The following is a 23431-nucleotide window of genomic DNA, read 5'->3' as shown; positions in this document are numbered from 1 at the left end:
TCATCTGGCGCGGGTCTTCGGCGTCGTGGTGATACGCCGGGATCGGATCGCGGCCTGCAGTTCGTGGCGTCCTTGCTCAGCCGCCGCGTCGCCCTTTACCCCATCCAGCAGCCCGGTGTCGAGCTTTTCGGTACCGGTGCGGATCGCGCGTTGGCAGCCGCGGTTGATGACCGTCATTAGAGATCCAATGTGGCCGGTGCTGCGCTCAAACAGATAGTCGGACAGGTCATCTGCGAGCATGCCGGGATATTTGTCAGCCAGGACCAGTCGTTGCTCGATCGCCAACAGTATCTGTCGCCACTCGCGGCGGGCAGCGTTGTTCTCGACGGTGAACGGTCGCATACCCAGCGGTGTGGTGCGGCGTCCGCTTTGTCCGAGCACTGAATCGGAATAGGACGAGCCTTCGGAGAACAGCCCGCGCGCGGCCAGTCCAACACCGATGAATAGTAGCGTTACAGGGAACTCGTTGGCGATGTATTTGAAGTGGTTGCTGATCTCCACGCCGGATTTCTCCCGCATCTTCAGAAAGTGCAGGTCATCCACGATTAGCAGCTTCGTCTCGCACGAGAGGACACAATCCAACGCACGGTCGGCGAATTGGGCAGCGGTACCGCGCTCTGTTCCGGGGTGGGCGTAGAACTTCAGCATCGCTCGGTTGAAATCCTTCATCCCCGTGCTGCCGGTCAGCCCAACCCTGCACACGGGCCAACGCTCGTGACCACTGCTGGTGAACTGACCTGCTTCGACTGCCTCACGGCGATGAAACTCCTTGGCGAACGCCAGCACCGACGTCGTTTTGCCTAACCCCGGGAAGGCATCGATGCCCACAGCCCCCTTGGCTTTGTCGCCGTCTTGGGCATTGGAATCGATGATGTCCCAAAGATCTTCGTGCAGTTCGGCCAGTTGTGGCGTCTTCAGCGGACCGAGATTGGCATGCCACGCGCGGCGACGTCTGTTGTAGTCAATTAGGTCATCTTCACCCAACGCCTTAAGCCTCTTGCGGCTCAATATTTCTGGCTGAGTCCGGGCTGGGGATTCGACGAAGCTGCGCCAGCCCTCTTTCCGCGACAGGGTCAGGTTATCCAGCCGCGCGGTGTCTTCAGTGGGCGCGGCCGCAGTTCGGCTCACACATCCTCCAAAGCATCGGCGTAGAAGTCGTCATCGTCGAAGTCGTCATCGTCACCTATTTCGGGGACGGCTTCCTCCGCATTGGCTTCGGCGCTCTGGTCAGCGGCGCGTGTAGGCGTGGCCAGGACACGAGCCACCGATGGCAGTGTCGCCACGACTTCGTGGGTCGGGACGTCTTCGAGAAGTGCTGATTCGCGAGACAGCCGCAACGCCATTCGCCGCTCGACCACTGATGCGCCGAGTCCGAGGTCCCAACGTTCGAGCAGGTCGGCGACCGCGATCCGGTCATCTGGATAGGTGTACCTCGACGCGGCGAGTTGCCGAGCGAATCGTAGGGCATCCTCGCTCAGGGGCATGTCCATCGATGGAGCGTGCTCCCACATCAATATGTGCCAGAAGTGAGTTTCGGGATCACGGAAATAGACCCGGGCGATGTCGTCTGGATCATGGTGGATGGGCCAGCGGCCCTTAGCCTTTCCTGTATAGGTGCTGACCATGTTGCGGTAAGGGTCCAGGCCGCGGCCGTTGTAGCGACGGCCACCAAGCTCGATGCCGTAGTGCTGGATCGTGCGCCACTCGATTTTGAGGAACTCGTACGCCAAGTCAGGATCCCGAGGCGCCTCGATGTAGCCGGCGCGAGCCATACCGTGCTCGAACATCATTGCTGGCGACATCCGCAATCCGGGTACCTGAGGGTCAACCAATCCATCGTGTGGGCGATGGTGGTAAACGACGGCCACCCACTCCCGGATGATTGCCTCCAACTCGTCGAGATAGAAGAACGCTTCCGATTCGGGATCCAGGCCGCGCGAATGCACATCCGGACCTTTGTAGCCGGGCAGCGCCTGCAGCAGGTCCTCACGGATGGTGCGGAAGAACCGTTCCACTGGGCCCTTATCGCGGCCGGTCCGAAGCCGCGCAGGCTGGATCGAAATCCCCATTCGCTGGCACACGCTGGTCAGATGCTCGGAAACGAAGATCTTCCCATGATCGATCACGATGGTCTCCGGGACGATCGCTGGCCCTGAAGCCCCGACCACCGGACCGTCCACTGCGTCAACGTCCATCAGTACTGCGCGTGGGATCCCGTGTTCAGGCCAAACCGCGTGAGCGGGCCAGTCTCGGCCGGGCGGGCGTGGTCGATACGCCTGATACAACATCGCTGCGGCATCCACCGACTTCGTGGATACCGGCGTCACCCGGATACCGGTGACACATCTTGTGTACCAGTCCATTCCGACAGTCAACTCGGCCTGCATCCACCGCAACGTGACCGGATCGAGCGCGAACACATCCAGCCGATTCGTGTCCATCAGCAGGTACTCACCTGGGCGTGTTGGTCGCAACTTGCCGTAGGTTTCGGTCGGGCGACCTGCGATATCCCGGTTACGTTTCGTGCTCAACCGAAACGTTGGATGCTGCCGTTCGAGCTCCGCCAGCACCCGAAACGCCGTCGCTCGCGATGGTGCCTGCACCACATCTGGTCCGAACCTGGCCACCACACGCGCATTGGTCCGGTCGATAACCATGGTCCGTGAAGGTCGCGACTGATCCGAATGTTCCACTATTACTTCGACAGCTGTGTCTACCCAGCGTTGATCGGTATTTCCCAGAGCGCCAAGGCCTTTGGGCCCCTTCGCGCGCGCAAGTCCTGCCTCACCATTGGCCCGGAAGTCGGACACCCACTGTTTGATGGTGCGTAGTGACACTCCGAGTTCAGCTGCTTTCGCCTCGTATCTAGTGGTCAAAGGCAGATTCGGATCGAAGGCTGGCCGGGGTTCGCTGGGATCTGCGAGCTCGGCGCTGCCCGATCGATATCCGGTCAGTGTCTCTCTGATGTGTCCTGCCCGTTCAACAACGCTCTTTCGCGCCAGATCTGAGAGTTCGGCGAGGACCACGCTGGCAAGTTCTTGCGGATCGTCTGGAGCGAGTCCATCCGGAATGAGTCGAGCACGGTCACTGCCCAGCAGTTCGCTCAGCGCAACCCTGATAACCCGCTGTCCGCGCGGGCCCAATCGCAGCACAATGTTGATGCCTGCTTCGGTCGCGGTCACCTCGACTATTTCGGCGATCTCACCGTCGTAGAACATCCGTGTGCCGATACCTACTCGAACCCGTGCGTGGTTCATACGCAATTCCTCTTCCGTAGAACGGCAGACGACTGCAGCGGCCGCGCCAGATCAACGGTGAAGTATTGGGTCCAGAACAAGTGGAGGAGGGCTGAACGCACAAGCGGCACACTAAAGTCAGGGAACGATCGGCATGCTTCGGCGAAGGCTACGCCGTCAAGATCCGCTGCGCGCACCTGCTCTAACAACTGGGGGTCGAATAATTGGTAGCGACGAAAGCCAGCGAGGAACCGGACGTTGGCCAGCTCGGTATCCGTAGGCTCAGTCCATACTTGGTAACGCCAACCCCGCTGCTCTACCAGCTCACGAGTCCACCCGAATGTAAACTGTGCCTTGGCCAATCGAGACTGCGGTTTCACATCTACCACTGTCGGTAACCCAGACCCGAAGAGCATGTAGTCCGGGATGTGCTTTCGTGGTCGATCATCGACTTCGGCGCTGAGCAGAAATGGTTGCGCCACAATGTGATTCACATCCAAATCGAAGTCCGCGAAGAGCAGCCGAGCTAGTTCCAAGCGGGACTCGTAAATGATGTGCGTGCAGCCAGTTGAGGACCAGTATGTTCCCGAGTAGTGCCGTTGTCCGTTGCGCCATCGGAAGTTCCTCCATGGTGACACGGAGGCGAGCCTGCAACTCTCTACCTGGTCCCAGGGTGTGCTCCTGACCGAGCCGTCGAGTGAGCTACGTGTTGCGGCGGAAGCCGATCCAGGTTTCACCGATTGGCCCACGTCGGTTGCCTTCCCGCATCCGCTCGATTCGATGGACACAGACATACCACCGCAGCGTCAGGCGCGAAACCGGTTCGGGTGATCTCAGTCGAACTGCACAAGTGCAATCGAAGTGCAGATCCAGTTGAGAAAGTGCAGCCGAATCTGAGACTCTACAAACCGGCGCATCAGCCGCGAGCCATGTCCACGAACCGGCTCAGGTGCAGCTGGTGGGCGACGGTGATGGTGGCGGTGGGGCCGTTACGGTGCTTGCCGAGGATCAGGTCGGCCTCGCCGCCACGTGGGTCGTCGCGTTCGAAGGCGTCGGGGCGGTGCAGCAGGATGACCATGTCGGCGTCCTGCTCGAGCGATCCCGATTCACGCAAATCGGACACCATGGGGCGCTTGTCGGTTCGCTGTTCCGGACCGCGGTTCAGCTGGCTGATCGCGACCACCGGGACTTCGAGTTCCTTGGCCAGCAGCTTCAGGTTTCGGGAGAAGTCCGAGACTTCCTGCTGACGGGATTCGACCTTCTTACCTGAGGTCATCAGCTGGAGATAGTCGACCACAACGAGTTTCAGGTCGTGGCGCTGCTTGAGACGCCGCGCCTTGGCGCGAATCTCCATCATGGTCAGGTTGGGTGAATCGTCGACGAACAGCGGCGCCTCGCTGATCTCGCTCATGCGCCGAGCAAGCTTGGTCCAGTCGTCGTCGCTCATCCGGCCCGACCGCATGTCACCGAGCTTGATCTTCGCCTCCGCGGACAGCAGACGCATGACGATCTCGGTGCGGCTCATCTCGAGCGAGAAGATGACGCTGGCCAGACCGTGCTTGATCGAGCAGCTGCGCATGAAGTCCATGCCGAGCGTGGAATTGTGCGTCGGGACCATCGAGCGCCCGGCGAGATACAGGTGATCGGCGTTGTCGACCTCGACACAGCGCACCGGGACGGTGTCGATCTTTCGTACGTCGACGATTCGGCGCGGCGCGGAACGGGCTGTGCCGCTTACGGCGTGGTTGAGATCGCCGGTGAGATCACGCAGGGTGTGGGCGATCTCGCCGGTGGTGCGGACCGCGACCGGGCTGGCCACGTCCAATGCCGATCGGGTCACCCACTGATGCAGCTCATCCGCGACGAGAACGGTCCCGTCGGAGAATTCGACCTCGTAGCAGGGGCGTTCGGTGAGGACTTCGGTGGCGGCGAGGACGCGGGTGGGGCGGCCGTCGGCGTCGAGGAGTTCGTCGCCGACCTGGACTTCGCCCATGGTGGTCCAGCCGGTGGGGGTCGGCAGGGGGGTGTCCAGGGCGAGCGCCTTGCCCACGCCAGGACGGGCCGCGACGATGATCATCTGGCCCGGGTGCAGGCCGTTGGTGATTTCGTCGAGTTCGGTGAAGCCGGTGGGGACGCCGAGCGAGATGCCGCCGCGGGAGGCGATGGAGTCGATTTCGTCCATCGTGGGCTGGAGGAGTTCCTCGAGGGGGAGGAAGTCTTCGGTGGTGCGGCGTTCGGTGACCTCGTAGACCTCGGCTTGGGCGCGGTCGACGACCTCGGCGATGTCCTGGCCGTCGGCGCCCGCGTAGCCGTACTGGACGATGCGGGTGCCTGCCTCGACGAGGCGACGCAAAATGGCCTTCTCGGCGACGATTTCGGCGTAGTAGCCGGCGTTGGCCGCGGTGGGGACGGTCTGGGTGAGGGTAACCAGGTAGGGGGCGCCGCCGATGCGCTTGAGCTCGCCGCGGCGGTCCAGGCCTGCGGCGACGGTGACGGGGTCGGCGGGTTCGCCGCGGCCGTACAGGTCGAGGATGGTGTCGTAGACCGCTTGGTGCGCGGGGCGATAGAAGTCGCCGGGCCGGAGGACCTCGACGACGTCGGCGATGGCGTCCTTGCTCAGCAGCATGCCGCCGAGGACGGACTGCTCGGCCGCCATGTCGTGCGGTGGTTGGCGTCCGAAGTCTTCGCCGGGAGGTTCGGGCGGGAAGTCCGTGTGCCCGCGGTCATCGGTGGCTGTCACCAGACTCGACCGTCCTCTCTACCCCACGACCGGATTCTCACCGTATCGATGACTCGTTCTACTCCGAGGCTGTGACACGTTTCGACACAGCAACGAACACGTTCGCCGCGGCCGCTGCGACCGGTTGCAGCAACCATCGCGACAGCGCTGGATCGTGTCCGCACGGGCGGCCCGTTCCGGACAATGCGACGAACCTAGGCGACCCGATGGGGCGGCGCCAAACCGAGCTGTGCACACAACTGTGGATAAGTTGGGGACTGTTAACCAAACCGTGTGCACCCCCTGTGTACAACTTGGGGAAAACCCAGATCACATCGCCTAAATGCGCTGATGAATGCGAGTTTCCGCATCTGTGCACGTGTGGATAGATCTAGTCTCGGCGTGTCGCTCCGGATGAACGGCCGGGCGTGTTGGGTAAACAGTGCGTGTACCCGGTATGAGCTACGTCACATAGCGATCGGTCGGTTTGCGCAGTAATCCACAGGTTGAATAACCGGAGGTGAAGCGCCATGGCCGACGCGACCCGCGGTGTCCCAGCTCACCGCGTCCCGACCTCGGCGAATGCCTAGCTAATGCGTCGGTGTGGCACGACAGGGCAGGTCGAAGACCACCCCCGTGTGATCACAGGGGTGGTCTTCGAACGTGCGCGTGATCCGCCGCCTCGGGGGCGGCGCGGACTCAGCTCGCGGCGACGACCTGCAGGTCGAACTTGGCGACCACGTCCGGGTGCAGGTGCACCACGATGCCGTGCTTGCCGGTCGACTTGATGTGCGCCTTCGGCAGCTCGATGCTGCGCTTGTCGACCACGGGGCCGCCGGCGGTCTTGACGGCCGCGGCGACGTCCGCCTGGGTCACCGAGCCGAACAGCTTGCCGGTGCCTGCGGTCTTCACGCTCAGCGAGACCGACTCCAGGCCCTCGATGGCCTGCTTCAGCTCGTTGGCGTGGTCCAGGTCGCGGACGCGGCGGGCGTCCTGCGCCCGGCGGATGCCCTCGACCTGCTTCTGCGCGCCACGGCTGGCGGCGATGGCCAGGCCGCGCGGCAGCAGGTAGTTGCGGCCGTAGCCGTCCTTCACCTCGACGGTGTCGCCAGGGGCACCGAGGTTGTCCACATCAGCGGTCAGAATCAACTTCATTTGCGTGCCTCCCTTACTCAGCGAGCCGTCGACACGTAGGGCAGCAGGGCCACCTCACGCGAGTTCTTCACGGCAACGGCGATGTCACGCTGGTGCTGCACGCAGTTGCCGGTCACCCGGCGGGCGCGGATCTTGCCGCGGTCGCTGACGTACTTGCGCAGCAGCGTCGTGTCCTTGTAGTCGATCGAAACGGTGCCGGACTTGGCTTCCTTGCAGAAGGCGCAAGCCTTCTTCTTCAGCACCTTTTCGCGCGCGGGCGCCTTAGGCATGGTCTTTTACTCCAAATTTATTGTGGCCCAAGTGATCCGGGCCTATGAAGCCGTATCAGAACGGCGGTTCGTCATCCATGCGGCTGCCCCCGAAGGAGCCTGCCGCGGGCGCGCTGCCCCACGGGTCGTCCTCGGCGCCGCCGGAACGACTGCCGCCGCCACCACCACTTGCCGCACCGGAGGAGGCGTAGCCGCCACCGCCGCCACCACCGAAGCCGCCGCCCCCACCGCCGCCGCGGCTGGCCTTGTTGACCTTCGCCGTGGCGTAGCGGAGCGAGGGGCCGACCTCGTCGACCTCGAGTTCGACGACCGTGCGCTTCTCACCCTCGCGGGTTTCGTAGGAGCGCTGCTTGAGCCGTCCGCTCACGATGACGCGAGCGCCTCGGGTCAGGCTTTCGGCGACATTTTCCGCGGCTTCGCGCCAGATGTTGCAGCGCAAGAAGAGCGCTTCGCCGTCTTTCCATTCATTGGTATTACGGTCGAACACGCGGGGGGTGGACGCGACGGTGAAGTTCGCAACCGCCTGCCCCGCGGGCGTGAATCGCAGTTCGGGGTCGGCCGTCAAGTTTCCGATGACGGTGATGACCGTGTCGCCTGCTGCCATGGGTTCCTCCTGCTCGGTGTGCAGTGCCAGTTCTGCGTTCTCGCGGGCCTGCGTGGCCGCATGAGCTGACGCCTCGTCGGCCGCGATTCGCAGTGCACTCGCTGTTGCGCTAGAGCCTAGAGACAGGCACCGACGCTGACGAGTGCGGTGGAACTACTTGTCGTGGCGCAGAACCTTGGTGCGCAGCACCGACTCGTTGAGCCCCAGCTGGCGGTCGAGCTCGCTCACGGTGGCCGGGGTGGCGGTCAGATCGACCACCGCGTAGATGCCTTCGGCCTGCTTGCGGATCTCGTAGGCGAGACGACGACGGCCCCAGATGTCGACCTTGTCGATCTTGCCGCCTTCGGTCTTCACGACGCTGAGCATGGTGTCCAGCGACGGACCGACAATGCGCTCGTCCAGGCTGGGGTCGAGGATGACCATCACTTCGTAATGACGCACGGACCAATCACCTCCTGTGGACTAGGAAACGGCCACGGACGGTCCGTGGCAGGAGGGTTCGTTGCGTCAGCAACCCGGTAAGGCTACATGAGCGCCTGCTGACCTGCGAAATCCGCCCCCGGGCCTCCGTGTCGCCCGCGATATCCGGCCGCCGTACACCATGACGCCGTGCCGCCGGGGCACATAAGGTGGTCAGCATGTCGACCGTACCCGCCGCCAACGCGGTGCAGGCGCGGCGCGCGTCCCGCCACACAGCGGTTGCCGTGGTGGTCGTACTGCTGTGCGGGCTGACGTTGGCGCTCGCGTACGCGAACAAGGCGCGCTGCGCGGGCGCCCCGTTCTACGACAACGGTCGCAGCACGGCCTTCGACGTGATCAAGGATTCGGACGTCTGCTACTCCGACATCCAGTTCCTCTGGCTCGGCCGCGACATCGATCGACACGTCTTCCCGTATGTGGACGGCGGCATCACCGACGACGGCCTGCTGACCGGCGGCGCGGTCGAATACCCGGTGCTCAGCGGCACCCTCATGTGGGTCGGCGCGATCGGCGCGCATACCGACGCCGACTTCCTGCGCCTCTCGGCGCTACTGCTCGTGCCCTTCGCGCTGCTCACGGCCTGGTTCCTGGCCCGGCTCGCCGGACGGGCGGCGTTGCTGTGGGCGATCGGTTCGCCGCTCGTGCTCTATGCCTTCCACAACTGGGAGCTGCCGGTGGTCTGCGCGGCGGTCGCGGCGGTCTACGTGGTGACCGTGCCGACCCGATATTCGTTGCGGACCCGCGGTGTGCTGGCCGCCGTGCTGCTCGGCCTCGGCTTCTGTTTGAAGCTTTATCCGGGCATCTTCGTGCTGCCGCTGATGATTTACGTGCTCACCGGCGGAGCCGAGCGCGATCCGGACGACGCGCGCGGCCTCGACGTGCGCGGCGCGCTGCTGACCGCGGGCGCGGCCATCGGCACGGTCGTCGCGGTGAACCTGCCGTTCGCGCTGGCCGGTTACGAGGGCTGGCGTGCGTCGATCACTTTCCAGCAGCTGCGCCAAGCCGACATCACCACCAACTCCATTTGGTACTGGGGACATCACCTGCTGTACGGGCGGGCGGCCGAGACCAGTACGACCTGGCACGAGGGAGTCTCCATCGCCTCGCCGACCCTGATCCTGCTGGCCTTCGCGCTGGCGGTCTGGTTGGGGTGGAAGCGCTATCGCGCGACCGGGGTCTTCCCGTGGATCGGCGTGAGCGGTGCGATGCTGTGTGGATTCCTGGTTTTCCACAAGGTGCATTCACCGCAGTACACACTGTGGCTGATTCCCTTCCTGGTGCTGCTCGCGGTGCCGTGGCAGGTGATCGGCGCGTATCTGCTCGCCGACGCGGCCATCGGGATCGGCGTGTTCCGCTACTTCTACGCCATGGGTTCGGGCGCACCGTTCGAAGTGCAGGAGGCCATCGTTCAGTTCGGCGTGTGGGGCCGCGCGCTCCTGCTTGTCGCGTTGTTCTTCCTGTTCATCCGGGCCGACCTGCGCGGGCCGGGCGTGCGGGCGGAGCGGACGACCACGGACCGAGGGGACCTGGTGGCCGCCTGATCGGGCCGGTCGCCGCGCTGGAAGCCTTGCCACAAGGCACACTTGGCCCATGCTGCACATGCGGATCCTGTCGCCGGCGGCGATGACCGACGACGTGATCGACATCCTCGACCGGGACACCGGGGTGAGTGGGCTGGCCGTGGTGCGCGGCTCCTCGCTGAAGCCGCCCGGCGATTTGGTGCTGGCGGAAGTCGCGCGGGAAGCGGGTAACGACGTCATCAACGAATTGCGCGCGCTCGGGGTGCACCGGGAAGGCAGCATCGAAGTCGACCAGGTGCGAACCTGGCTGTCGCGCAGCGGTTTCGATGCCGAGATGCGCACGCCGGGCAGCAGCGCGGACGCGGTGGTGTGGGCCGAGGTCGCGCAGCGCTCTTACGAGGAAACCGAGCTCAACTGGACCTACCTGAGTTTCATGACGATGGCGACGATGATCGCCGCCATCGCGATCGTGCTCGATTCACAGATCTTGGTCATCGGCGCCATGGTGCTCGGCCCGGAGTTCGGCGCCATCGCCGCGCTCGGCGTCGCGCTGGTGCGCCGCCGTTCCGTACTGTTCGGCCACGCGGTGCGCACCCTGCTGCTCGGTTTCGCGGCGGCCATCGTCGTGACATTCCTACTGGTGCTGATCGGCCGCGGGCTCGGCTGGATCACTATCGAGGACGTGACGGGGCCGCGGCCGGGCACGGCGTTCATCTACACGCCGGACAAATGGTCGTTCATCGTCGCGGTGATCGCTGCCGCCGCGGGCGTGCTCGCGCTGACCTCGGCGAAGGCGTCCGGGCTCGCCGGTGTCTTCATCTCGGTGACCACGGTGCCCGCCGCCGGAAACATCGCGCTCGGAGTGGCTTTCGGCGTCGGCGATGCGATCTTGGGGAGCGCTTTGCAGCTCATGCTGAATCTGTCGGGCATGGCGCTGGCGGGATGGGCGACCCTGGCGTTTCAGCAGGCCGTGTGGTCGCGTGTCTCCGTGCGTCGGGCCAAGGCGATGAGCAGGCCGCGCCGGATGCTGTGAGTCCGCGCTCAGGCCGCGATCAGTCCGACGCGTGCCGCGCGCGAAAGGCCGCAACGACCCGCCGGATCATTTGCTCGCGCTGTTCCATTGCATGCCCCAGCGGTACGCCTCGTCGATATGGCGCTGGGTTCCGTTGATGTACTGCACTTCTCGGTGCACCGTGATGCCGGGGCCGTTGTTCTGCAGCAGCGCGACGGCGCAGGAACGGGCGCCGCTCACCGGGGAATCGAGGCGCACCTCCACCTGCGGCCCGTTGCTGGGGAAGAGGGTGACCACGCCGTCGGCGGCGGCCCAGTTCGGCACGCCCTCGTAGATGAAGGCGAAAATCAGGATGCGCTTGAACAATTCGGGTCGCGCGAGATCGATCTGCATGTTCTCGCCCGCCGCGATGGCGCCGCTGCGGTCGTCGCCATCGAGCTGGATATACGGCTCGCCGCGCAGGGATCCGAAATTCTCGCCGACCGCCTGCACGACGCCCTTGGCGCCGTTGGCCAGTTCGTAGAGGCAGCCGAGATCGAGATCGACCGGCTTGGATCTGCGGAGGAATCCCTTCGCGCCACGTGACCAGTTCAGATTGACCCGCAACACCCCTTGCTGCTCACCGGGTTTGGTGAGGTTGATGCTCGGGGTGGCCTTGGACAACGTCACCTTCGGCAGATTCACACCGCCGGACTGCTGCTCGGACGCCATGCGCGATCCCCCTCGGAAAAGAGAAGCGGCAACGGCTTTCCTCCGGGGAGGATCCGCTGCCGCTTCGAGTTCGTCGGCTGTCTGCCGGAAATCAGCCTACCGGGGTGACAGCTCGCTCGCTCTCGAGTTCTTCCTCGTCGCCACCCTCGCGCTTGTTGCGAATCACGCTGCTGATGAACGCGGCGCCGATGAAGGCCACACCGATCATGCCGGTGACGAGCTCGTTGACGTGCACGCCGATGGAGATCAGCAGGATCGCCGCGAGCGCGCCGATCGCCCAGTGCGCGCCGTGCTCCAGGTACACGTATTCCGAGAGCGTGCCCTTGCGCACCAGGTACACCGTGATGGACCGGACGAACATGGCGCCGATCAGGCCGAGGCCGAGCGCGATGACGATCGGGTCGGAGGTGATGGCGAACGCGCCGATCACGCCGTCGAAGGAGAACGAGGCGTCCAGCACTTCGAGGTAGAGGAACAGGAAGAAGCCCGCCTTACCGGTGGCCTTGGCCAGCTCGGACGGTCCGCCCTCGTGTTCCTCGGTGTGGAACATCGAGCCGAGCCCGTCCACCGCGATGTAGACGATCATGCCGAGAACGCCCGCGACCATCACGGTGGCGCGCTTGTCGTCGGGGGCGATGAACTCCGCGGTCAGCACGAGACCGATGCCCGCGACGACGACCGAGAGCATGTCTAGCTTGCCCGCCTGCGCCAGCGGCCGTTCCAGCCAGCCGAGCCAGGTGATCTCGCGCTCCTCGAAGATGAAGTTCAGGAACAGCAGCGCCAGGAACATGCCACCGAACGCCGCGATCTGCGGGTGCGCGTCGGTGAGCAACGTCTCATAGCTCGGGCTGCCGTCGGGGAAGTAGGGCGCGTCGCCGGCAGGCGGGTTGAGCGCCAGGTCGAGCGCGCGCACCGGGTCGAGGCCCGCGGTGATCCACACGATCGCCAGCGGGAACACCAGGCGCATGCCGAAGACCGCGATCAGGACGCCGATGGTGAGGAAGATGCGCTGCCAGAAATCGCTCATCCGTTGCAGGACGGTTGCGTTGATGACAGCGTTGTCGAACGACAGCGAGACCTCGAGAATGCCGAGGATCGCGCAGAGCGCCAGGGCCGTGGGGCCACCGTACAAGAACGCCACCACCAGGGACACCACGGTGACGAGGCCGGACAGGCCGAAGATGCGCAGGACCACGCGTGGACCTTTCGTGAATGGGAGCTGAAACGGCGAGATTGATACCAGCGTGGCCGTTGGACCGCCGGATGTCCAACGAATGTGCCCGGCACGATAGCTGCCCCGGTTGCACGACGAGGGGGCTCGTCGTGCGAGCCCCCTCGTGTTGAGCGTGTCTTCGTTAGACGTTCACGCCGTAGTCACGAGCGATGCCGGCGAGACCGGAGGCGTAGCCCTGGCCGATGGCGCGGAACTTCCACTCGGCGCCGTTGCGGTAGAGCTCACCGAAGACCATGGCGGTCTCGGTCGAGGCGTCCTCGCTCAGGTCGTAGCGGGCCAGCTCGGTGCCGTTGCTGCGGTCGACGACGCGGATGTAGGCGTTGCGCACCTGACCGAACGACTGCTGACGGGTGTCGGCGTCGTAGATCGAGACCGGGAAGAAGATGCTCTCGATGGTCGGCGGGGTGTTGGCCAGATCGACGTTGATGACCTCGTCGTCGCCCTCGCCCTCACCGGTGCGGTTGTCGCCCGCGTGCTCGATGGCGCCCTCCGGGGAGCGGAGGTTGTTGAAGAACACGAAGTGCTGGTCGCTCAGCACCTTCTTGTCGCCGCCGGTCGCGATCGCGCTGGCGTCCAAGTCGAAGTCGGTACCGGTAGTGGACCGAAGATCCCACCCCAGGCCGACGGAAACAGCAGTAAGGTTAGGCGCCTCCTTGGTCAGCGAGACGTTGCCGCCCTTGGACAAACTGACACCCATGCGGGATCCCTTTCATTAGTCCGTCTGTGATTCCCAGCATGTCCGAATCGCCGGGTACGACCTACGACAGTAGTAGGTTTCGGCGAACTTGCGTAGGAACTGGGGCAACCCCGGAGAACAGGAAGATCTCCTACCATCGGGGCGTGGTAGGGCGCAGGCGGGGCTGGTTCCGGTCGTCCGGGAACAGCGAATGGATCGAGCGCGCGCGGGCTGGACTCGCGGACGCGTTCCTCGACATGGACCGGCGCCAGAGCGCGGCGGAGGCCGCGGTGCACGCGTCGGGGGAAGTCTTCCCCGAACGCGGGTTGCCCGCTGCGTGGGAACCGGTGCGTGCGCGCTGCTACGACGCGGCGGGCGCGTATCTGGCGCTGACCGAGGAACTCGAGGCGGCGCAGCGGGACGGGACCGAGATCGCCGACGGTCAGCGGCGGGCCGATACCGTCACCGGGCAGCTGGTCGACGCGGCCCGCGCGGTGGACGAGTTCTATCGCGGCAATCAGGCCGGTCTCGAGGACGCCGTCGCGATCGTGCGGTCGGTGCCGCAGCTGGCGCAGCAGGTGAAGGTGGCGGCCGCCGCGGTGCGCGGCCAGGCCGCCGACTCCGAGTACGCCGAGTATCCGTCGGTGCGCCTGCGCGCGGCCGCCGTCGATGAGGCGCTGGTCACACTGGAATCGGCCGGCAGCGGCGCCGGATCGGGATCGGGTGCGGTCCGCGCGGCCGCGAATCGGTTGGACGCCGCAACCAAGGAATTGGCAGAAGCGTTGGCGCAGGCCCCATCTCGGCTCGGGGCGGCGAATACGGCGCTCACCTCGGTGGATACCAGGTTGTCCGCGGTGCGCAACCGGGCCGAGGGGGTCGGGCCCGCCTACTCGGCGTTGCTGCGGGAATTCAATGCTGCGAGTTCGGCGGATCTGGCCAACAATGGGCGGGAATGCCAGCAAGCCATCGATGCCGCCGCCGAAGCTCTCGTCGGCGCGCGCGCCGCATCGGTCGCGAAGAACCCGGAGTCAGCCCTTGAATTGACCGCTACCGCGCGGGGGAACCTCGCCAGGGCCGAGCAGCTGATCGACGCCGTCACCAAGCGGCTCGAGCTGTTGCGCTCGGTTCGTGAGGACCCGCAAGACAAGGCCAAAGCCGTACGATTCAGATTGCGAGACGCGCAGATGCTCGCGGTGAGTCGCGGCCTCGCGGGCGAATGGGGGTCTGTGCTGGACGCCCAGGCCGAGCGAATCGAAAGAATCACCGAAACACTGTCGGGGCGGCACCCCGATTACTGGGCCTATGTGGCGGAACTCGATGCCGTCACCGAATTCATAGCCGGGGTAGTGGATCGAATGAGAAAGCAAGCAGGACCACGACGAGAATGAGGACGGAGCACCGATGACCGCTCCCGTCGCCGTCCAGCAGGAAGTATCCCTGCGGAAGCGACTGCCGCTGCGCCACTTTCGGCAGCTGCAAGGCCCCGATGCCAGACATCTGTTCCACCGGCAGCCCGAGCCGTTCGGTGACAACACCGACCGGGATCTGCTCGCGTACGGGCTGGGCGCCACCCTGTACGCGCCTGCCACCAGACCCGACCTCGCCGAGACCATCAGACGCCGCGCCGAGCGCGGCGTCTGCTCGATGGTGATCGATCTGGAAGACGCCGTCGCCGATCACGAGGTGGAATTCGCCAAGAGCCAGGCGGTCACCGCGCTGGCGGAATTGGCGGCGAGCCCGGAACCCAACCCGCTGCTGTTCATTCGTGTGCGCGAGGCCGGCGCCATCGACGAGATCGTCGATCGGCTCGGGGCGGGTGCGCCCGCGCTCACCGGGTTCGTCTTCCCGAAGTTCGACAGCCGCACCGGCCTGGATTACTTGGAGGCGCTCGAGTCCGCGGTCGAGAGTTTGCGGCGGCCGCTCTACGGCATGCCGGTGCTGGAGTCGGCGGCGCTGGTGCACCGCCAGACCCGCGATCAGGAGCTGACGCACATCGCGGCCATGCTGGCCGAACACCGGGAGCGGGTGCTCGCGGTGCGGGTCGGCGCCACCGACATGTGCTCGACTTTCGGCATCCGCCGCGACCGCGACCTGACCATCTACGACGTGCGCGTGGTCGCGGACGTCATCGCCGACATCGTGAACTACCTGGGCCGCGCCGACGGAACCGGATTCGTCATCACCGGGCCGGTGTGGGAGTACTTCGCCGATCACGAGCGGATGTTCCGCCCGCTGCTGCGCACCGCGCCGTTCGAGGAGTCCGACGCGGTGCCGTTCCGGCAGTACCTGGTCAGCCGGGATCTGGACGGCCTGCTGCGCGAGATCACGCTGGACCGCGCCAACGGCATCCAGGGCAAGACGGTGATCCACCCGTCGCACGTCGCCGCGGTGCACGCGCTGTCGGTGGTGTCGCACGAGGAGTACTCCGACGCGCTGGACATCCTCCAGGTCGACGTGGGCGGCGTGGCTGCCTCGGGCTACCGCAACAAGATGAACGAAATGCGCCCGCACCGCAGTTGGGCCCGCCAGACGCTGCTGCGGGCCAGGGTGTTCGGCGTGGCGAACAAGGGAGTGTCGTTCGTGGATCTGCTCACGGCGTTGGTGAAGGTATGAGTGGACCCTGGGCTACCCGAACACTCGGCATCGAACTGCATCACCTGTCCTGCCACGGCACGAGCTCCGATGGCGTGCTGCCCGCGGAGCTGTCGATCGAGATGCTGATCGAGCCCGGCCTGCGGCGCAATCCGCGCCGGGCGCACCTGCTGGTCTCGACGGTGCTCGGCAAGCACCTGCCCACCGACCCGAGGGTGGTGCTCGACGCGGGCAACCGACTCGGTGATCTGGTGCGCGCTGTACTCGACGAGCGCGCGGGCGGAGCGACGGCGGATGCCGTCGTGCTCGGATTCGCCGAGACCGCAACGGGTCTCGGCCACACGGTGGCGGCGCGGATCGGCGCGAGGTGTTATCTGCATTCGACGCGCCGTGACGTGCCGGAGGCCGACACCCTGACAGGTTTCGAGGAGGGCCACTCGCACGCCACCTCGCACCTGCTGCAACCCGCGCCCGCCGAGATCTTCCGCAACGAGCTGCCGCTGGTCCTGGTGGACGACGAAATCTCCACCGGCGCAACGGCGATCGACGCCGTGCGCGCGCTGCACGAGTTCTCCCCGCGCTCGCACTACGTGCTCGCCTCGCTGGTGGACATGCGCACCGCCGAGGACCGCGCCCGGTTCGAGATCGCGGCGGCCGAGCTCGGCGCCCGCATCGACACCGTGTGTCTGGCTTCGGGTTTGACCAAGCTGCCCGACGGTCTGGTCGAAGCCGTCACCTCGATGCCCGATCCGGCGTTGAATCCGGTGACGGCGCAGCGCGGTTCGTTCGGGAGAATCGAATTGCCTTGGCCTGCTTCGGTGCCGGAAGGCGGGCGGCACGGCATCCTGCACGCGGAGACCGCGGCCTTCGAATCGGCCGTCGCCGGGGCGGTCGCGGTGCTGACCGCGCGCCTCGCGATCGACGCGCCGGATCGGCCGGTCATCGTGCTCGGCCACGAGGAGCTGATGTATCTGCCGCTGCGGTTGGCGGCGGCGCTGGCCGAGTCGGGCATTCCGACCCGGTACCAGACCACCACCCGTTCGCCCGCCTACGTGCTGGACGAGCCCGGGTACCCGTTGCGGCGCGGATTCCGTTTCGTCGCACCGGAACCCGATGCCGAAGCGCCGCGCTACCTCTACAACGCCTGCTGGCCAGAGGATTTCGACGCGGAACTGCGCGAGCTGACTTCGGCCGATGCGGCCGACGGCTCGTTCGACGCGGCCGGCGGCGACGGAGAGCCCGCTTCGGAGGGTCGCTCCGCCGAGCCGATCCTGATCGTGGTGCTCGACCCGCCCGCCGACACGCCGGAGCTGATCGCCGACGGCGGCCTGGTCGACGTGCTCACCGCGTCGGGAGCGGATGTGCTCGTCGCGCTCGTGCCCGGCGCCGATCCGCGTAAGTTGGACGTCGAGCGGCGTGCGAAAGCGCAGGTCGCCGCCGTCGGCAGGGAGGTCGAGACGAACAGCGCGGTGGGATTGGAGACGATGACGGAAGCGACACGGGAACCCCGGCTCTCCGGGCCGTTCCCCGCCCCCCTGTACGGGCCCGAGTTCGGGTCGTACGCGGCCGGCGAGGTGCGCTGGCTGCTCAAAGATCTGTCCGACGCCGATCTCGAGGCCGACGTGGCCGAGCGGGAGCGCCGCATCCAAGCGGGCGTCGCGCACTACGCGGAATCGCTGCCGATCGAGTACCAGCCGGACGCCGCCTATCGCAGCCTCTTCGACCAGGTGCTCGCCGAGAGCGCCGAACGGCTGGCGCTCGCCGTGGCGACCGTCTCGGAACTGGTGGTCGCCGAGCGCGGCGATGATGTTGTGCTGGTGTCGCTCGCGCGCGCGGGCACGCCGGTCGGGATCCTGATGAAGCGCTGGTTGCGCTCGGGGCGCGGCGCGCAGCTGCCGAGTCTGGACGTGCCGCACTACGCGGTGTCCATCGTGCGCGACCGCGGCATCGACGCGGTCGCGCTGGATTACCTGGCCCACCATCACGATCCGGCCTCGGTGGTGTTCGTCGACGGCTGGACCGGCAAGGGCGCGATCGCCAAGGAACTGACCGAGGCGCTCGACGCCTACCACGCGGCGGGCGGCGCGCGGTTCGACGACCGGCTGGCCGTGCTTGCCGACCCGGGTCACTGCGTGCGGACCTACGGCACCCGCGACGATTTCCTGATCGCCTCCGCGTGCCTGAATTCCACTGTGTCGGGCCTTATTTCGCGGACCGTGCTGAACGACACGCTCATCGGTCCCGGCGATTTCCACGGCGCGAAGTTCTACCGCGAACTCGCAGGCGACGACGTCTCGAATCGGCTGCTCGAGGCCGTCGAAGGAGCCTTCGACGCCGTGCGCCCCCTGGTGCCGGCCGAGCTCGCCGCGGTGCTCGGCTCCGACCGGACGCCCACCTGGACCGGCTGGGCCTCGGTGGAGCAGGTGCGTGCCGAATACGGCATCACCAGTGTGAATTTCGTGAAGCCGGGGGTCGGCGAGACCACCCGGGTGCTGCTGCGGCGCGTGCCGTGGCGGGTGCTGGTCCGTGCGGCCGACGCCCCCGAGCACGCGCACATCCGAATGCTCGCCGCCGCGCGCGGTGTGCCTGTCGAGGTCGTTCCCGATCTGGCGTACTCGTGCATGGGACTGATCAAGGAAGTACCGAAGTAGATGCTCTTGGTAAGACCGCGAAGACAAGCGCTAGTCGCCACCGATCTCGACCGCACGATGATCTACTCGCGCAACGCTTTCAGCACCGCCGCGGAGGTGCCGACGGTGTGCGTCGAGCATCTGGAGGGCGCGCCGCTGTCGTTCATGACGACGGCGGCGGCGCTGCGCATGCAGACGCTCACCGAACCGGCGGCCGTCATCCCGACGACCACGCGGACCATCAAGCAGTTCAACCGGATTCAGCTGCCGGGCGCGCCCTGGCGCTACGCCATCACGAGCAACGGCGGCAACATCCTGGTCGACGGCGTCCCCGACATGCGCTGGCGCATCGACATCGACGTGAAGGTCCGTCAGAGCGGCGCCACCCTCTCCGAGGTGAGCGCGGAACTGCGCGCCAGGATCGACGAGTCGTGGGTCACCAAATTCCGCGTCGCCGACCATCTCTTCTGCTATCTGGTGGTCAAACCCAAGGCGGTGCCCGAGGGGTTCCTCGCCGAATGGGACGACTGGTGCCGCGAGCGCGGCTGGTCGGCCTCCCAACAGGGCCGCAAGATCTACACGATGCCGCAAACGGTGTGCAAGAGCATCGCGGTGGCCGAGGTGCGCCGCCGCCTGATGGAATCCGGCGAGCTCACCGACGTGGCCAAGACCTTCGCCGCGGGCGACGGCGCGCTGGACGCCGAAATGCTCCGCGCCGCCGACTCCGCCATCCGGCCCCGGCACGGCGAACTCGAGCAACTCAACTGGACCAGTCCGAACCTCACCATCACCCGCGCCAGCGGCATTCTCGCGGGCGAGGAGATAATCAACTGGTTCATCAAGTCGGCGCCCGCCGCCGAGACATAGCTCCGGCATCGTTCCCGGCCGTCCGCGGCGGGTTTCGAGGTCGGACCTCGTCCGACAATGCTCGCGGCACTTGACCGGCGCGGCTCGGACGTCGCGCCGGTCCGTGAACTCAGTAGTGCTGCTGTTGACCCGCGAGCTGCTGGGCGATCACACCCTGGAGGCGTTGCAGGCCGCCGACGGTGACGCCGCTCTGCAGCTGGCCCTCGATCGTGCGCACCAGCGCCGAGTCGCTCATGACCTTCTCGCTGGACTGGATGAGCACCGTTCCCGCGCCGGTGAAGTCGAACTGCCGCTCCTCGCCGGAGTTCACGCCGAAGCGCGCCGCACCCGCCGCCAGGAAGCTGGAGACCCACTGGTGGTCGTAGTGGTGGCTGGGGGAGGGACAGTCGGCCCAGCCGACCAGCGATTCCGGGTCCACCCGCAGCGGCGGCTCGGCGAAAATCACCGGACCGTTGGAGGAGGCGAGGAACTTGCCGGTGCCGATCAGAGTGAGGAACCCGGGCACGATCGACTGCTTCAGCGCGAGACCCGGCTCGAAGGCGAGCAGGTTGGCCGCGCGGATGGTGAGGTTGCCGTCGTCGAGGTCGAAGGAATTGATGTCGTAGCCGCGGTCGCCGATGATCAGCTTGCCGTGGCCCTCGGCCACCACGTAGTCGTTGGTGAACAGCGGCGCCGAGAACTGCTGCGACACCATGTGCATCAGCCCGCCGTGCAGGCCGTGGGTGAGCAGCTGGAAGTTCATCTGGCCGTAGTAGGCGATCATCGCGCCCTTGCGCATGAACCACGGCTTGTTCAGGTCGATGCAGTAGGCGTAGCTGTTTCCGGGGATGTTGTCGCTCTCGCCGAGCGTCATCGGGTTGTGGATCTGGGCCATGGTCACAGCTTCTCTTCCGATGCCTGCACGTAGACGACTCCCTGTCCGACGCAATGCAATTGCATCGCCTCGCCGGAGCCGCGCCCGACCGCGTCACGCCAGCTCAGCGCGGTCTTCAATTCGGTCTGCACATTGCCGTACGCGGCGACGAAAGCCTGCGGGTCGACCACGACCGGATTCGGCCCGCCCACTTGGAGTTCCAGGAATCCGCCGTGCGCGAGCAGCACCGCCGCGCCGTGCCCGGACAACTGCGTGGTGAACATGCCCTGTCCGGTCAGCGCGCCGGACGCCGCGCCGCGCAGCGCGCCCATCAGCCCGCCGCCACCGCCGCCGCCGCCGGAACTCGCCACCGAGACGATCGAACTCTGCAGACCCGCGGTATTGGCAAGCAGCCGTGAGGCTTCCACTCGCAGCGACGCGCCCGGCTGCATCTGCACGACGTGCACCTCGAGCCCGGCGAAGCCGTAGTGCACCTGGCCGTTGCCCTGCGCGAGCATGGTGCGCTCGTGCTCACCCGCCATCATCCGGCCCGCCATGCCCATCAGGCCGCCGCCGCCCATGCCCTGCGCACCCGGAATCTGGTGCGGCGCAAAGGAGATGTCGCCGCTGTAGAACAGCATCGCGCCGCTGCGGGCGACCACGCCGCCCGCCATGCCGACGTCGACCTTGACGACCTTGCCGTTGACTTTCTCGAACATCCCCTGCCCCTTACCGTTCCGCGGGCTGGATCAACACGACGCCCTGGCCTTCCCAGCGCAGCGAGAATGCCTCGCCCGCATCCTGACCCACCATGGTCCGCCAGGAGACGTCGGTGACGAAGGACTGGTTCAGATTGCCCTGCGCCGCGACGAACGCGTCCGGATCGACCACCAGCGGATACTGCGGCGACACCTCGAGGTGGATCAGCGGCCCGCCCGCCGAGAGCAGCGCGACCTGGCCCTGCCCGGTGACGGTGGTGGTGAACAACCCGGCGCCCGTCGATGCGCCGCGCAAGCCCGCGAAACGCACGTCGGTGCGCAGGTTCCCGGCGAAGGCGAGCAACTGCTGCGATTCGACCTGCAGGGTTTCGCCGTTCAGGTTCACCACCGACACGTGCTGGCCGTTCACCGCGAAGAAGACCCTGCCGTTCCCGCCGCATTCCATCAGCGACAGCTTCTCGCCGGTGGCGCGCCGCTTGAGCCCGGCGAGCACGCCGTCGCCTCCGCCGAACCCGGCGGCCTTGAACTGCACGTTTCCCTCGTAGGCGATCATCGACCCGGCTATCGCGCGGACACTCGTTCCGGCGAGATGGGCCTCGACCACCTTCTTCGACTGTTCGAAAAGTTGTGCCATCTGGGGTTTGCCCTGCTGTCTCTTCGGGAACATGGGTCGTCGTCACGTTCCGCTGCCAGCGGTCACTGTAACGGACACAGGCGGTTCGCTGCGCCGTGCGCGGCGTTTACTCCGGCGGTGGCCGGGCCGTTTCTCGTAGAGTGGCAACCGTACGCACCGACAAGCGAAGGGTCGACCTTGTCCGCAACACTCGCCAAGGGCCAGAACGGTCCACTGGCCACCAACGACGTGGTGATCTCCGTCCAGTTGTCGGCACCGGCGGACCTGTCCGCGCTGCTGGTGACCGAGCGTGGCAAGGTCCGCTCGGACGCGGACTTCGTCTTCTTCAACCAGCCGTCCGGCCCCGGCGTGAACCTGCAGCCCGCACCGGCGGGCCAGCCCGCCTCGTTGGCCGTGTCGCTGAACGCGGTGCCCGCCGATATCGACCAGATCCGCGCGGTGATCACCCTCGACGACGCCTCCAGCAATTTCGGCAGGTCCGCGCCGCCGACCGCCGTCGTCTCCGATTCCAGCGGTAATCAGTTGTACGAGTACCGGATCGAAGGGCTCGCCTCCGAGTCCATCGTGATCGCGCTCGAGCTGTACCGCCGCCAGGGGTCATGGAAGGTGCGCGCCGTCGGCCAGGGCTACGCGGGCGGTTTCGCCGCGCTCGTCACCGACCACGGCGTCACCGTCGACGAGGCGCCCGCGGCGCCGCCGCAGCCGACCCAGACCGCGCAGCAGACCCAGGTCGCACAGCCGACGCACAATCCGCCGCCGACGTCCCCGGCCCAGCAGTCGCCGCAGCCCGCGGCCACCGGTTCCTACCCGCCGCCGCCCGGACCCGGGTACGCGCCCCCGCCTGGCGGTGGCTACCCGCCGCCGCCCGGACCGGCCACCGCGCAGCAGCCCACCGGCGAGGTGAGTCTGAGCAAGGACCGCCCGGTCAGTTTGCAGAAGGGCCAGCGCGTCACGCTGCGCAAGGAAGGCGGCCAGGCGCTGACCTTCGTGAAGATGGGTCTCGGCTGGGATCCGGTGCAGAGCCGCGGGATGTTCGGCAACCGCACGGTCGACATCGATCTCGACGCCTCGGTGATCATGTTCGCCGACGCCAACCCGGCCGACTACGCCTATTACGGCCAGCTGTCCTCGAAGGACGGCTCGGTGCGTCACCAGGGCGACAACCTCACCGGCGAGGGGGAGGGCGACGACGAGGTCATCCTGGTCGACCTGACCAGGATTCCGGCGCACATCACCTCGCTGATATTCATCGTGACCTCCTACAAGGGCCACACCTTCGAGCAGGTGCGCAATGCCTTCTGCCGCCTCGTCGACGGATCCAACAACGCCGAACTCGCCAGGTACACCATGGCGGGCGGTATGGCGTTCACCGCGATGGCGATGGCGAAGGTGTTCCGGGTCGGCGGCGACTGGAAGATGCAGGCGCTCGGCGAGGGCTTCCCGGCCAAGCATCCCGGCGAGGCGATTCCCCAGCTGGGCCGCTTCCTCTGAGGAAGGCTTGTCCGGGTAACTCGCGAAGA

Annotated in this window: 21 protein-coding genes; 7 read left to right on the top strand and 14 right to left on the bottom strand. The window is 66.3% G+C overall.

Annotation, left to right across the window (positions count from 1 at the left end; all coding sequences use genetic code 11):
* The 8 genes from AB0H50_RS07945 to rpsF all read right to left on the bottom strand — a co-directional run bounded on the left by AB0H50_RS07945 (position 1) and on the right by rpsF (position 8424).
* Positions 1–1128: an ATP-binding protein gene (locus AB0H50_RS07945; protein WP_357448411.1), complete on the bottom strand. Its 1128-nt coding sequence runs from the start codon at positions 1126–1128 to the stop codon at positions 1–3.
* Complete coding sequence (locus AB0H50_RS07940; protein ID WP_357448408.1) at positions 1125–3257, bottom strand: transposase; 2133 nt, start codon at positions 3255–3257, stop codon at positions 1125–1127. The genes AB0H50_RS07945 and AB0H50_RS07940 overlap by 4 nt, the downstream gene beginning before the upstream one ends.
* A complete protein-coding gene (locus tag AB0H50_RS07935; RefSeq protein ID WP_357448406.1) occupies positions 3254–4030 on the bottom strand; it encodes a TnsA-like heteromeric transposase endonuclease subunit in 777 nt (258 codons plus the stop codon). The genes AB0H50_RS07940 and AB0H50_RS07935 overlap by 4 nt, the downstream gene beginning before the upstream one ends.
* Positions 4031–4152: 122 nt before the next feature.
* A complete protein-coding gene (gene dnaB / locus AB0H50_RS07930) occupies positions 4153–5976 on the bottom strand; it encodes a replicative DNA helicase (RefSeq protein ID WP_357448404.1) in 1824 nt (607 codons plus the stop codon).
* Between the two features lie 678 nt (positions 5977–6654).
* Positions 6655–7110, bottom strand: coding sequence for a 50S ribosomal protein L9 (gene rplI / locus AB0H50_RS07925; RefSeq protein ID WP_357448403.1), 456 nt, complete (start codon positions 7108–7110; stop codon positions 6655–6657).
* Positions 7111–7127: 17 nt separating this feature from the next.
* Entirely contained in the window at positions 7128–7379 is a 252-nt protein-coding gene (gene rpsR / locus AB0H50_RS07920) for a 30S ribosomal protein S18 (RefSeq protein WP_067786801.1), read from the bottom strand.
* A gap of 55 nt (positions 7380–7434) precedes the next feature.
* A complete protein-coding gene (locus AB0H50_RS07915) occupies positions 7435–7983 on the bottom strand; it encodes a single-stranded DNA-binding protein (protein ID WP_357448401.1) in 549 nt (182 codons plus the stop codon).
* A 153-nt stretch (positions 7984–8136) separates the two neighbouring features.
* A complete protein-coding gene (gene rpsF, locus AB0H50_RS07910) occupies positions 8137–8424 on the bottom strand; it encodes a 30S ribosomal protein S6 (protein WP_357448399.1) in 288 nt (95 codons plus the stop codon).
* 197 nt (positions 8425–8621) lie between these two features.
* Between rpsF and AB0H50_RS07905 the strand changes: the two genes are divergently transcribed.
* Together AB0H50_RS07905 and AB0H50_RS07900 are read left to right on the top strand one after the other, a co-directional pair.
* Positions 8622–10004 (top strand): hypothetical protein, encoded by a 1383-nt coding sequence (locus AB0H50_RS07905; RefSeq protein ID WP_357448397.1) that lies wholly within the window; start codon positions 8622–8624, stop codon positions 10002–10004.
* Between the two features lie 49 nt (positions 10005–10053).
* Complete coding sequence (locus AB0H50_RS07900) at positions 10054–11016, top strand: DUF389 domain-containing protein (protein WP_357448395.1); 963 nt, start codon at positions 10054–10056, stop codon at positions 11014–11016.
* Positions 11017–11082: 66 nt separating this feature from the next.
* On the opposite strand, the gene AB0H50_RS07895 is transcribed toward AB0H50_RS07900, so the two are convergent.
* From AB0H50_RS07895 to AB0H50_RS07885, 3 genes are all read right to left on the bottom strand, one after another.
* Positions 11083–11706 (bottom strand): Tellurium resistance, encoded by a 624-nt coding sequence (locus AB0H50_RS07895; RefSeq protein WP_357448393.1) that lies wholly within the window; start codon positions 11704–11706, stop codon positions 11083–11085.
* 91 nt (positions 11707–11797) lie between these two features.
* A complete protein-coding gene (locus AB0H50_RS07890; protein WP_357448392.1) occupies positions 11798–12901 on the bottom strand; it encodes a DUF475 domain-containing protein in 1104 nt (367 codons plus the stop codon).
* 160 nt (positions 12902–13061) lie between these two features.
* Positions 13062–13637 (bottom strand): TerD family protein, encoded by a 576-nt coding sequence (locus AB0H50_RS07885; protein ID WP_357448390.1) that lies wholly within the window; start codon positions 13635–13637, stop codon positions 13062–13064.
* Between the two features lie 143 nt (positions 13638–13780).
* On the opposite strand from AB0H50_RS07885, the gene AB0H50_RS07880 reads away from it, so the two are divergent.
* Genes AB0H50_RS07880 through AB0H50_RS07865 form a run of 4 tightly spaced genes read left to right on the top strand, consistent with a single transcriptional unit; the run spans position 13781 to position 19705 of the window.
* Positions 13781–15004 carry a hypothetical protein gene (locus tag AB0H50_RS07880; protein ID WP_357448388.1) on the top strand — a complete coding sequence of 408 codons (1224 nt, stop codon included), beginning with the start codon at positions 13781–13783 and terminating at the stop codon, positions 15002–15004.
* 13 nt (positions 15005–15017) lie between these two features.
* Positions 15018–16229, top strand: a complete 1212-nt coding sequence (locus AB0H50_RS07875; protein WP_357448386.1) for an HpcH/HpaI aldolase/citrate lyase family protein — start codon at positions 15018–15020, stop codon at positions 16227–16229.
* Positions 16226–18859, top strand: coding sequence for a phosphoribosyltransferase (locus tag AB0H50_RS07870; RefSeq protein ID WP_357448384.1), 2634 nt, complete (start codon positions 16226–16228; stop codon positions 18857–18859). The genes AB0H50_RS07875 and AB0H50_RS07870 overlap by 4 nt, the downstream gene beginning before the upstream one ends.
* A complete protein-coding gene (locus AB0H50_RS07865; protein ID WP_357448382.1) occupies positions 18860–19705 on the top strand; it encodes an HAD family hydrolase in 846 nt (281 codons plus the stop codon).
* Positions 19706–19814: 109 nt separating this feature from the next.
* On the opposite strand, the gene AB0H50_RS07860 is transcribed toward AB0H50_RS07865, so the two are convergent.
* Genes AB0H50_RS07860 through AB0H50_RS07850 form a run of 3 tightly spaced genes read right to left on the bottom strand, consistent with a single transcriptional unit; the run spans position 19815 to position 21911 of the window.
* Positions 19815–20579 (bottom strand): AIM24 family protein, encoded by a 765-nt coding sequence (locus tag AB0H50_RS07860; protein WP_357449366.1) that lies wholly within the window; start codon positions 20577–20579, stop codon positions 19815–19817.
* A 2-nt stretch (positions 20580–20581) separates the two neighbouring features.
* Entirely contained in the window at positions 20582–21277 is a 696-nt protein-coding gene (locus AB0H50_RS07855; protein ID WP_357448380.1) for an AIM24 family protein, read from the bottom strand.
* 10 nt (positions 21278–21287) lie between these two features.
* A complete protein-coding gene (locus tag AB0H50_RS07850; RefSeq protein WP_097246425.1) occupies positions 21288–21911 on the bottom strand; it encodes an AIM24 family protein in 624 nt (207 codons plus the stop codon).
* A 177-nt stretch (positions 21912–22088) separates the two neighbouring features.
* On the opposite strand from AB0H50_RS07850, the gene AB0H50_RS07845 reads away from it, so the two are divergent.
* A complete protein-coding gene (locus AB0H50_RS07845) occupies positions 22089–23402 on the top strand; it encodes a TerD family protein (protein WP_357448378.1) in 1314 nt (437 codons plus the stop codon).
* The last annotated feature ends 29 nt before the right edge of the window (positions 23403–23431 follow it).

Source organism: Nocardia sp. NPDC050793 (genome assembly GCF_040654065.1).
In the GTDB taxonomy this organism is placed as follows: domain Bacteria; phylum Actinomycetota; class Actinomycetes; order Mycobacteriales; family Mycobacteriaceae; genus Nocardia.
This window is presented reverse-complemented; position numbering and strand designations above follow the sequence as displayed.